General features: G+C 61.8%; 7 protein-coding genes. 6 read left to right on the top strand and 1 reads right to left on the bottom strand.

Going from position 1 to position 12,224, the window contains the following annotated elements:
* Positions 1 to 173 precede the first annotated feature (173 nt).
* The 3 genes from cysS (at position 174) to AC04P6_RS06490 (ending at position 5,133) form a co-directional block, all read left to right on the top strand.
* Complete coding sequence (cysS, locus tag AC04P6_RS06500; RefSeq protein WP_475565808.1) at positions 174 to 1,664, top strand: cysteine--tRNA ligase; 1,491 nt, start codon at positions 174 to 176, stop codon at positions 1,662 to 1,664.
* A 107-nt stretch (positions 1,665 to 1,771) separates the two neighbouring features.
* Positions 1,772 to 3,523: a DUF6020 family protein gene (locus AC04P6_RS06495; RefSeq protein WP_475565807.1), complete on the top strand. Its 1,752-nt coding sequence runs from the start codon at positions 1,772 to 1,774 to the stop codon at positions 3,521 to 3,523.
* Between the two features lie 95 nt (positions 3,524 to 3,618).
* A complete protein-coding gene (locus AC04P6_RS06490; protein ID WP_475565806.1) occupies positions 3,619 to 5,133 on the top strand; it encodes an IMP dehydrogenase in 1,515 nt (504 codons plus the stop codon).
* A gap of 101 nt (positions 5,134 to 5,234) precedes the next feature.
* Here the strand turns inward: AC04P6_RS06490 and AC04P6_RS06485 are convergent, their stop codons facing one another.
* On the bottom strand, positions 5,235 to 6,662 hold the full coding sequence (locus AC04P6_RS06485) for a LuxR C-terminal-related transcriptional regulator (RefSeq protein WP_475565805.1): 1,428 nt from the start codon (positions 6,660 to 6,662) through the stop codon (positions 5,235 to 5,237).
* 265 nt (positions 6,663 to 6,927) lie between these two features.
* On the opposite strand from AC04P6_RS06485, the gene AC04P6_RS06480 reads away from it, so the two are divergent.
* From AC04P6_RS06480 to AC04P6_RS06470, 3 genes are all read left to right on the top strand, one after another.
* A complete protein-coding gene (locus AC04P6_RS06480) occupies positions 6,928 to 8,763 on the top strand; it encodes an FAD-binding protein (protein WP_475565804.1) in 1,836 nt (611 codons plus the stop codon).
* 194 nt (positions 8,764 to 8,957) lie between these two features.
* Positions 8,958 to 11,522, top strand: coding sequence for a leucine--tRNA ligase (gene leuS / locus AC04P6_RS06475; RefSeq protein WP_475565803.1), 2,565 nt, complete (start codon positions 8,958 to 8,960; stop codon positions 11,520 to 11,522).
* Entirely contained in the window at positions 11,523 to 12,212 is a 690-nt protein-coding gene (locus AC04P6_RS06470; RefSeq protein WP_475565802.1) for a SanA/YdcF family protein, read from the top strand.
* Positions 12,213 to 12,224: the final 12 nt, after the last annotated feature.

The following is a 12,224-nucleotide window of genomic DNA, read 5'->3' as shown; positions in this document are numbered from 1 at the left end:
AGGCCACGACGACCGAGCGTTTGGGCTTTGAAGGGCGAGAAGAGGGAATGACCACGCAGGCAGTTGCGTTGCTCTATCGATGTAAGTAAGCGCTGGTCTCATTCCGATAATCGAATATGTCTCGTCCAAATAATCGAATATAATTGCATACTCACGCAATCGAAAGGCTGGTCATGATCAAGCTCTATAACTCGCAGACGCGCCGCAAGGAAGAATTCAAGCCGGTGGAGGAGGGACATGTGCGCATGTATGTGTGCGGTCCCACCGTGTACAACTATATTCACATCGGCAATGCCCGCACGTTCATCAGCTTCGACACCATTCGCCGCTACCTGTCGTGGCGTGGCTTCGACGTGACCTTCGTGCAGAACATCACCGATGTCGACGATAAGATCATCAACAAGGCCAACGAAGAGGGCCGCAGTGCCGCCGAAGTCGCCCAGGAATACACCCAGGCGTTCATCGACGACATGCATGCGATGGGCGTGCTCGACCCCGATATCCGCCCGAAGGCCACCGAGGAAATCCCCGCGATGATCGACCTCGTGCAGAAGCTCATCGACGCTGGCTGCGCATACGAGGCGGAAGGCGACGTGTACTTCAGCGTACGCAGCTGGGAAGCGTATGGCGCCTTGTCCGGCCGCGATGTCGACGAGCTGGAAAGCGGCCATCGCGACCTGCGCACCGAGGGCATTGGCGACCGCAAGCGCGATTCGCTCGACTTCGCCGTTTGGAAGGCCGCGAAACCCGGCGAGCCCGCATGGGATTCGCCCTGGGGCCCCGGCCGCCCGGGCTGGCACATCGAGTGCTCGGCCATGTCCAAGAAGTACCTGGGTCTGCCGCTCGACATTCACGGTGGCGGCGCCGACCTGGTATTCCCGCATCATGAAAACGAAACGGCGCAGAGCGAGGCCGGCTATGGCGAGCCGTTCTGCAACTACTGGATGCACAGCGGCATGCTGCGCATCAATTCCGAGAAGATGAGCAAGTCGCTCGGCAACTTCCTGTTGCTGCGCGACGTGCTGGCTACCACGAAGCCCGATGTGCTGCGCATGCTCATGCTGCAGACGCACTATCGCAGCCCCCTCGATTTCTCGCAGGATCGCCTCGACGAGGCCGAAGCGGCTCTCGAGCGCATCTCCGGCCTGGTGGCGCGCCTCGATTGGGCGATGTCGAACGCGCAGGACATTCCCAGCCCGCTCGACACGCGCACCATCCTGAAGCGCACGAAGGAAATGCGCAACGAGTTCATCGTCACCATGGACGACGACTTCAACACCGCCGGTGCGCTGGGCGTGCTGTTCGCGTTCGTGGGCGAGTTGAACACCGCCCTGGGCGATAAGACCTGCTCGCTGAGCGACGTGCCCATCCTGCGCAACGCGCATGCGGTGCTCGTCGAGCTCATGAGCGTCCTGGGCATCATGCTCGAGCAGGATGAGGAAGCCTGCGAGTACCCCCAGGAAGTGGTCGACCTTTCCCGCGAGCTCACCGGCTACACGGGTTCCAATCCGAAGCAGGCGGTCGACGTTTTGCTCGAGGCGCGTGCCGAAGCGCGCAAGAACCGCGATTTCGCGCTGGCCGACCAGGTGCGCGATGGCCTTACTGGCCTGGGCTTCACCATCGAGGACACCCCGCAGGGCGCACGCGTCACGTACGGCGCGTAACCCAAACGCAACGAATGGGCGGCTGGCATGCTTAGTGCCAGCCGCCTTTTTTTCATGCGCTCGTTCGCCCGGTGCACGTGGGCGCATGGCGGGTTGTGGCGTAGTGTATGATGGACGGCATGCCAAGGGGATTATCCGAACATAGCCATACCGTGCTCCCGCGCGAGCGGGGAAGTCGTTTCGCGACGGGCGTTATCGCCGCGCTCTGCTCGTTCTTCGTCGTGGCTGGGTATGCGGTGTCGCATGACTACATCGCCACTGCGGGTGCGTTCGACGTCGCGCTCTTCGCTGTGGCCTTCGTGGCTTTGGCGGCTCTCTTCTTCGTTGTCTATCTGGGAATATGGCGTATTTGCGCGGCAGTTTCGTCGCGGCGCTTCTTCCGCGAAACGCGCGTGGCGCGCGTTGTGGAATCCCTCATGCGGAAGCGCTTCGCGTGGCCCGCGCTCTGGGCGCTCTTGCTTCTCTGCTGGCTTCCCGTTTTCCTGGCGGCGTGGCCCGGGTTCTACTGCTACGACACCGATGCGGTTGCTGAATACGTCCAGCAGGGCACGTACAATCCCAATCAGCCCTTTTTCTGGGTGTGGTGCACCGCGATGGTCTTCCGCGCTACCGCGGCGGTGGGGCTTTCTTCGAATGCGGCCATTGCCATCATCTGCTTTACGTGCGGAGTCGTTGCCGCGGGCGTGCTTTCCCGCATCGTGCTTTGGGCGGGGAAGTCGTACGGGGGCATTCTCGCCGTGCTCTCCTTCGCGTTTTTCGCGTTCAACCCGATTATTCCGTGCTTCGCGTGGGGAAGCGGGAAGGACCTGTGCTTTGCGCTCGCGTTCGTGCTCATGCTCAAGTGCCTTGTTGCGCCTGGTGAGGGGTGGCGCGCGTGGGTTCCGCTCATCGTGTTGGAAGCGCTTTGCTGCCTCCTGCGCAATAACGTATCGTTCGCCCTGCTGGCGGGCCTTCCGTTCGTGGTTATCTTGCTGCGCCATCGGTGGCGCGCCTACGCCGTTGGCCTGGCGGTTGCGCTCGTCGTGTCGGGCATAGTGGGCGGGCCCGTTGCGCGCGCCCTTTCTGCGGATGTCGATCCAAACCCCACGTACCTGTCCATGAGCTCGGTTCCCACGCAGCATCTCGCGTTCATTTGGAACAGCGACCGCGTGACCGAGGAGGATAGGGAAGCCATTCTTGCGCTTGCGAACTCGGCAACGCAGCAGCAAATCGACGATTCGCGTGCGTCGCTCGAACGTAACGTGCCCGTTATCACCGATGCGTCGCGTGGCGCGTTCATGACGGTGCTCATGCTGGAGCCCGATCCCGTTCGCTTCTATAGCGAATATCTGCCCCTGGCCGTGAAGTATCCCAGGGAATTGGTGGATGCCTGGCTGCATCTTACCTATGAATCGTGGTATCCGTTCTCTACGATCGACGCGTACAACAACGACGCCCTGGGGCATGCCATGGGCTACGACGAAACCGAAACCTCGCTGTTCGCGTGCATGGTAGAGGCTCCCGGCCAGCATGATTCCAAGATTCCATGGCTCTACGACTGGCTGTGGAGCATATCGCGCTATAACGTGTTGCAGTCGAATCCGCTTACGGCATGGCTCGTGTCGGTGCCGTTCTACGTATGGTGCGTGCTTATCGCCGGGGTTCGCGCGTGCATGGCGCGCACTCGCCTGCGTGTCCCGCTCGCTCTGCTCGTGGCCCTGCTTCTCACGTATGCGCTGGGGCCCTGCGTCATGCTGCGCTACTACCTGCCGTGCATAATCGCGTTCCCCCTGGTGCTATGTGTGATTCTTGATGGAGGGGCGTCGTTTTGGCCCACAGCGCCGCGCCATGGCCGCAAGGGGCGTGCAAACGGGGCATAGAGAACGCGTGATGAATGGCTACCTACCGTATCGATAATCGCGCGCCTCGTTATAATGAGCCAATTAAGCGAAATTTTCGGCGAAAGGGATGCTCCATGGCCTACATCTTCGAAGAACCTTCTCGTACTTTCAATGAGTACCTGCTCGTTCCCGGTTACTCATCGTCCGAGAATCGTCCCGAAAACGTGAGCCTGAAGACGCCGCTCGTTAAGTTCAAGAAGGGCGAAGAGCCCGCCATCAGCCTGAACATCCCCATGGTTTCCGCCATCATGCAGGCCGTTTCCGACGACGGCATGAGCGTTGCCCTGGCAACCGAAGGCGGCATGAGCTTCATCTACGGCAGCCAGACCATCGAAGACGAAGCCGCCATGGTGGCTCGCGTCAAGGATTACAAGGCCGGCTTCGTAACGAGCGATTCCAACCTTTCCCCCGATATGACCCTTGCCGATGTGGTGGCCCTCAAGGAGCAGACGGGCCATTCCACGATGCCCGTCACGTCCGACGGCACGGGCCACGGCAAGCTGCTCGGCGTTGTAACCGAGCGCGATTACCGCCTTTCCCGTATGGACATGAGCGAGGTCGTGCGCGACTTCATGACCCCGCGCGAGAAGCTCATCGTTGCCCCCGTCGACACCACGCTGAAGAAGGCCAACGACATCATCTGGGACAACAAGCTCAACTCGCTGCCCATCGTCGACGAAGACGACAACCTGGTCTACATGGTGTTCCGCAAGGACTACGACTCCCACAAGAGCAATCCCAACGAAATGCTCGATGCCCATAAGCGCTACATGGTGGGTGCTGGCATCAACACGCGCGACTACGCCGAGCGCGTTCCCGCCCTGGTCGAGGCTGGCGTCGACTGCCTCTGCATCGATAGCTCCGAGGGCTTCTCGGAGTGGCAGGCCCTCACCCTCAAGTGGATCCGCGACCACTATGGCGACAGCGTGAAGGTTGGCGCTGGCAACGTCGTCGACCGCGAGGGCTTCCGCTTCCTGGCCGAAGCTGGCGCCGACTTCATCAAGATCGGCATCGGCGGCGGTTCCATCTGCATCACGCGTGAGCAGAAGGGCATCGGTCGTGGCCAGGCTACGGCTACCATCGAAGTCGCTAAGGCTCGCGACGAGTACTTCGAGGAGACGGGCATCTACATCCCCATCTGCTCCGACGGCGGCATCGTGTACGACACGCACATCACGCTGGCCCTGGCCATGGGCGCCGACTTCGTCATGCTGGGTCGTTACTTCGCCCGCTTCGACGAGGCTCCCAACAACCGCGTCATGGTCAATGGCAGCTACATGAAGGAATACTGGGGCGAGGGTTCTGCCCGCGCTCGCAACTGGCAGCGCTACGACCTGGGCGGCAACAAGAAGGGCATGACCTTCGAAGAGGGCGTCGACAGCTACGTCCCCTACGCCGGCAGCCTGAAGGACAACGTGAACGTCACGCTTTCCAAGGTAAAGAGCACGATGTGCAACTGCGGTGCGCTTACCATCCCCGAATTCCAGGACAAGGCGAAGCTCACCGTCGTCAGCGCCACGAGTATCGTGGAAGGCGGCGCGCACGACGTTCTGCAGAAGGACAAGAGCCCCTACGCCACCAACGCGTAAGCGGTTGCGCTTCATAGCATGATCAAGCGGCCTGCAAGGATGCCTTGCGGGCCGCTTTGTTGTTGTGGGCGTATGGGTTGTGTGTGCCTAAGCGCTTCGGGCTACCTCGTGAGGTGCAGGATGTCCTCGCGGTTGGTGGCGCCGAGCTTGCGATAGATGTTATGGATGTGGGTGCGCGCCGTATTGGGGCTGATGAAAAGCACCTTGGCGATGTAGGCACCTGTGTGTCCTTCGGCAAGGTAATGCAGGATCTCGGTCTCGCGGCGCGTGAGCTTGTGCTCCTGCGCGATGCGGTCGACGTGCTCGTAGTGCGTATGCTGCACGTCTTCCCGTTGGTCGCTTGCCGTTTCTCCGGCTCCGTCTTGGGGTGTTTCTTCTTGCTGCGCGTCTGCCATGTCGAATGCCCCTTGCGCGCGCACGGCCACGACGGCGTAGAGTGCCGTTACGACGATGGCCAGCGTTGTCATGTTTTCGTTGCCGATAAGGTCGCCAGCGCAAATGCCCAGAAGGGAGGCGATGGCGAAGAACGAAAGGCCCAGCAGAAAGATAGTGTCGCTAGGGAATTCTCCAGCGTGCGCGATGGCGCAGAGGATGCCGATGGTGAGGATGGCCACGAACATGTAGAGCGTCATGGTCATGACCGCGTTCAGCTGCGATCCTCCCATGGTGGCGAGTGTGACGCTGAATATCGCAAGCGTGCTTACCACGATGAGGGGAATGACGCGCTGGTAGAGCATGCGAATGAGGGGCATGCTGCGCGTAAGCGCCACGCATGCGAGCACGATGGCGGAGGCGATGATTGCGCCGATGGTATACGTGGCGTACATGTCCATGAAGACCGAGCGCATAGCGCCTGTGATGAACGCGCAGAGCGCCAGGCCCAGCGCTGGCGTGGCCGCCACGCGCGCAAGCGAGGGCAGATGCGCCGAAAGGGGCGTGGGCTCGCTTGGTTCGGCCGTTCCTATTGGGAAGGGCAGTACTGCACAGGCGATGGCGCATAGCATGAACAGCGCGATGCCCACTCCGATGGGCAGGTAGAATTCCAGTGCGTGCAGTGCAACTGAAAGTGCCGAGGCCAGCGCGATGAACGTGAGTGCCTGCTTCAGGGCCAGGCGCTTCATGATGCGTCCCCAGGTGAGGCACATGAGCGTGCATCCCAGCCCGCAGATAGCCGCCGATGAGGCGCTTGTGAACGCGATGGCGCTTTCGGGTAGCTCTGCGAATGCGCTCGAGCCTATGAACGCGGCGGCTCCCACGATATAGAGGCACGCTCCAAGGGGGCGTGCGAATGCGTCGGGGATGCAGCGCCCGCGTAGCGCCAGAAGGGCAATCGTGGCAGCCAAGACGAACGTGCTTGCAAGCAGAATAAGCGCGAATGACCCCACGAAGGCCCCGGTTCCGGGCAGTCGCTGGAACGGAAGGATGGCGGGGGAATAGATGGGCAGCGAGGCGATGAACGCCGCGATGCCGCAAACGATGCAGATATGTGAAGCGTGCGCCGACCGAGCGCGTGTTTTGGTTTCAACCACAATGCGTCCTCTCCGTGGGGGAGGTTAGCATACCCAGGCCCTCATTATCGTCCGATTGGGCAATCGCGACAAGTCGGTCACCGCTGACCTGGCCTTTTCGTAAATATACGTAAAAGCGTTGAGGGCGTTTCCGCCTGTTTTCGGGGCCTGAAATCAACGCTTTTGCGGATGGAGGGTGCGTTTCGGGCGCGCCATGATGGAGTCAACGGCCCGCTGGAATCGGTTGATGCGGGCATTCCAAGTTCGAAGATCTACGGAGGGAACTATGGCTCTTTCACGTCGTAACTTTCTGAAGGGTGCCGCTGGCGCCGGCGTAATGGCCGCTGCGGCTGCTGGCATGGCGGGCTGCGCGCCCAAGACCAAGGCCAGCACGGCGAGCGCCGCGCAGGCTACGCGCCCCGACTACTACATGTGCGACAGCGACTGGCTGGGCAGCGCCCCTGAAATCGCCAGTAGCGAAATCAGCGAGACGAAAACCTACGACGTCGTGGTCGTGGGCGGCGGTCATTCCGGTACGCAGGCCGCTCTGGCTGCGGCCCAGCTGGGCGCGAGCGTTGCCGTCGTGGAAAAGCACAACGATGGCGAAATCGTCTACCGCGGCGACGACATCTGCAGCTACAACAGTGAGCTGCTGAAGAGCTGGGGCTTTGGCCCGTATGACCTGGAAGAGGTCGTGAACGAGTACGTTCGCCGCGCGAACGGCCGCTGCAACACAGATGTCATTCGCGCGTACGTGTATAACTCGGGCGAGATGATGGACAACCTGGTGAGCATCGTCCCCTCCACGAGCTCCATCTTCGACCGCGAAGGCGGTCAGTGCATCGTGCAGACTGCATATAACAAGCCCGATGGAGCGTCCTACCCCGTTGAAATCGCTGGCTACAAGATGTGGGCCAGCACCGTGCAGACCATCGGCACCGAAAATGAGCAGCCGGTTGGCAAGCGCCAGCTCACGGGCATCAGTCGTCTCGCCGAAATCGAATGGTACAGCCGCGAGGCTGCCGAAGACCTGGGTGCCGAATGGAACTGCGGCCTCACCGCTTCCAAGCTTGTGCAGGACGAATCCGGCGCGGTGACGGGCGTAATCGCCAAGAGCGGCAGCAGCTACGTTCAGTTCAACGCCACCAAGGGCGTCATCCTGGCGACGGGCGACTTCGGCGCCAACTACGAGATGGTGTGGGAGCTTTGCAGTGAGTGCGCTGAAAACGCCATGCGTCATGGCGTCGAGAAGACCGACCTCATTGGCATGACTGACTGCGATGGCAGCGGCCACAAGCTGGGTTGCTGGGCTGGTGGCGCCATCGAAAGCCACCCTCGTCCGGTTGCCGGCAATGCTCCGCTGATTTCGTTCGGCCCCTGGGGCTCCACGCCCTGCCTGTGGCTGAACTGCAAGGGCAAGCGCTTCATGAACGAGGCGTTCGCCGGTCTGGTGCTGGCTCAGTCCGTGCGCCAGCCCATCGACGCCGACGCTGCCATGCAGGGCAACTTCGCCATCATGGATGCCAACTACATGAACTACATTCAGCGCGCCGGCCTCGACCATGGCGCTCCTAACTGGGGCTTCCCCGAGGGCGTCGAGGAATTCGACCAGGCCATGAAGAACGCCGACGTCTCGGCTGGCGTGGTGAACGTGCGTGGCCTTGAAATCGCCAACCGCACGAGCGCCATGTACAACGACGTGTACGTGGGCGCCACGGCCGAAGAGGCCCTGAAGAACGCTGGCCTTGCCGGCGAGGCGCTGACGAACGCCCTCGAATCCCTCGAGCGCTACAACGAGCTGTGCGCTGCGGGTGCCGATACCGATTACGGCAAACCCTCCGACGTCATGCTGCCAATCGAGCAGGGTCCCTTCTACGTCGCAATCCAGGGCACGCCCTCGCTGTACGGTCCCGGCCTGAACACCCTTGCCGGTCTGTGCGTGAACGGCAACTACCAGGTGCTCAAGGCTGACAAGAGTGATGTCATCGAAGGCCTGTACGCCGTGGGCAACACCATGGGCGAGCGCTACGGCAACGCCTACAACTGCCCTAGCGCTGGCAACAATATGGGCAACGCCATGACGAGTGGCCGCGTCGCGGGCAAGCACGCCGCCAACAAGTAAATACTCTCGCATAGCCGCGCTGTCCCCCTCCCAGGCGTTGGCTGCCATGAAAGCGAAAGCGTCCGGTCTCTGCAGGGCCGGGCGCTTTTGCGTACTGTCTGACTTCGGTTGGAGGTTTCGGGGTAGGGCGCCCAAGTGCTGCAAACATGCGTATAATTGGGAAAACTATCGACAAGATGCACGAAGGAATGCACATGAAGGAATACAATCCGCGCGAAATCGAGCCTCGTCTGCAGCAAGCCTGGAGCGATGCCGAGCTCGATAAGGTAGCCGAGAACGCCGACAAGCCCAAGAAGTACGTCCTCGAGATGTTCCCCTATCCTTCGGGCGACATCCACATGGGCCATGTGCGCAACTATTCCATCGGCGACGTCGTGGCTCGCTACAACCGCATGCGCGGCTTCGACGTGCTCCATCCCATGGGCTGGGACGCCTTCGGCCTTCCCGCCGAAAACGCCGCCATCAAGCGCAATTCCCACCCTGCCACCTGGACGCATGCCAACATCGAAACGCAGAAGGCCAGCTTCAAGCGCATGGGCTTCAGCTACGACTGGGACCGCACCGTCGTTGCGTGCGACCCCGAATACTACCGCTGGGGCCAGTGGATCTTCGAGCAGTTCTGGAAGCGCGGCCTTGTCGAGCGCCGCAACTCCCCGGTGAACTGGTGCCCCGATTGCAAGACCGTTCTTGCCAACGAGCAGGTCATCGAGGGCCGCTGCTGGCGTTGCGATAGCGAAGTGGAAAAGCGCGACCTCACGCAGTGGTACTTCAAGATCACCGATTACGCCCAGGAGCTGCTCGACGACCTCGATCAGCTCGAGGGTTGGCCCGAGCGCGTAAAGCAGCAGCAGGCAAACTGGATTGGCCGCAGCGAAGGCGCGGAAGTTCAGTTCGCGCTCTGCGATGCCGACGGCAACGAAACCGACGACCTCATCACGGTTTTCACCACGCGCGCCGACACGCTGTTCGGCTGCAGCTTCTTCGTGCTTGCCCCGGAATATCCCCGCGTTGCCGAACTCGTTGCCGGCACGGAATACGAAAAGCCCGTTATGGACCTCGTGGAAGCCTCCAAGAAGGTCACCGCGGTACAGCGCGCCCAGGGCGACCATGAAAAGCATGGCGAGTTCACCGGTCGCTACGTGGTGAACCCCATCAACGGCGAGAAAGTGCCCGTCTGGGTGGCCGACTACGTAGTCGCCGATTACGGCACCGGCGCCGTAATGGCCGTTCCCTGCGGCGACCAGCGCGACTTCGAGTTCGCCCGCAAGTACCATCTGCCCATCGTGCCCATCATCCTGGGCGACGATGATCCCCTGATGGAGCAGCTTTCCGGCGAGCAGAACCGCGTTGTCACCGAAGTGCCGTGGGAAGAGGCCATGGACGCGGAGGGCACGCTCGTGCAGAGCGGCCCCTACACGGGCATGCGCGGCGGCAAGCATTCCGAAGGCGAAGCAGCCATCGTAGCCGCCCTCGAGGAAGCCGGCCGCGGCAAGCGCAAGGTCGAGTTTCGCCTGCGCGATTGGCTCATCTCCCGCCAGCGTTACTGGGGCAACCCCATTCCCGCCATCCACTGCCCGGAGTGCGGCGTCGTGCCCGTTCCCGAAGAGGACCTTCCGGTGCTCCTGCCGAAGGACATCGACCTCGCGGCCGGCGAAACGCTCGCGTCTCACGAGGAGTTCTGCTCGTGCACGTGCCCGAAGTGCGGCGGTCCCGCCAAGCGCGAAACCGACACGATGGACACGTTTACCTGCAGCAGCTGGTATTACATGCGCTACACCGACCCGCACAACCAGGAGGCACCGTTCGAGTCCGTCAAGGCGAACCGCTGGATGCCCGTCGACCAGTACATTGGCGGCATCGAGCATGCCATCTTGCATCTGCTCTACAGTCGCTTCTACACGAAGGTGCTGCGCGACTGCGGCCTGCTCTCCTTCGATGAGCCCTTCACGAACCTGCTCTGCCAGGGCATGGTGCTCGACGAGCATGGCGACGTCATGAGCAAGAGCAAGGGCAACGTCATTGCCCCCGAAACCATGATCGAACGCTACGGCGCCGACGCCGTGCGTGCGTACATCCTGTTCATGGCTCCGCCCGAGAAGGAGCTGCTCTGGAACGAGGACGGCCTGGCCGGCGTGTACCGCTTCCTGGTGCGCGTATGGCGTCAGGTTCACGACCTGCTGGGCATTGCGGGCGAGGAAACGCTGTTCGACCCCGAGGCGCATGCCGATAGGAAGGCCCCTGCTCCCGCCGATGCCGCCAAGACGCTCCTGCGCGAACGTCATCGCGTTACGGGCAAGGTCACCGAAGACTTCGACCGCACGAACTTCAACACGGCAATCGCCGCCATCATGGAGCTCTCGAACGCCACTGGCGCATTCCTGCGCGTAACCAACGCAGAGCAGCGCGCTGCCGAATACGCCGAGCTTTCTGCCGAAGTGGCCAGCGTGCTCGTGCGCCTGCTTGCGCCCGTTGCCCCGCACTGGGCCGACGAGCTGTGGCAGTCGGCGTTGGGCAACGAGGGCTCGGTGCATCGTGCCGAGTGGCCCACGTTCGATCCCGAAGCCGCCAAGGCCGATGAGGTCGAGCTTGCCGTGCAGGTGAACGGCAAGGTGCGCGCACGCGTCACCGTGTCCGCTTCCGAATCGGAAGACGCCATCCGCGAGCAGGCCCTGGCCGCCATTGCCTCGCATCTTGACGGCAAGAACGTCGTTAAGGCCATCGTCATCCCCGGTCGCTTGGTGAACGTGGTCGTAAAATAAGTGCTGCGGGTTATCTCTTTCATCTTCAAATGCGTGGGCGCCATCATCGCGGTGGCGCTCGCCGTTTTTCTCGTGCCGAACGCCTGGGAGTACGTTACCCAGGTGGGGAAGCTGCAAGACGTCAGCGCCGTGGAAGCGTCCGTCGATTCGGGCAAGGCCTCCTACGATTGCATCTTCGTGCTGGGGGCTGCCGTGCAACCCAATGGCGAGCCGTCCACGATTCTGCAGGACAGGCTCGACGTCGCAATCGAGCTGTACAAGGCGGGCGTGGCTCCGAAGATCATCATGAGCGGCGACGACGAGAGCGACGATACGTACGACGAGGTCATGAACATGAAGCGCTATGCCGTGGAGGCGGGCGTTCCCAGCGAGGACATCTTTTGCGACCATGCGGGCCTGAACACGTACGACAGCATGTACCGCGCGAAATACGTGTTCAACGTCTCGTCGATGGTGGTGGTCACGCAGGAGTATCACCAGTATCGCGCGCTGTTCGACGCAAGCTCGTTCGGCATTAGCGTAACGGGCGTCTCGAGCGATATACACAGCTATGCGCGCCAGGCCTACTTCGACGTGCGCGAGGCGTTTGCGCGCGTGAGCGATATGGCGAAGGTCGCATCCAAGAAGTCGGCCACGCGCCTCAGCGAGCCGGTGAGCCTCGATCAATCGGGCGATGTCACCAGCTGGTAGACCTTCCAGGTT

The sequence above is a fragment of the Denitrobacterium sp. genome, assembly GCF_056180635.1.
Note: the sequence above shows the minus strand (reverse complement) of the source record. Positions and strands in the feature narration are given on the sequence as shown.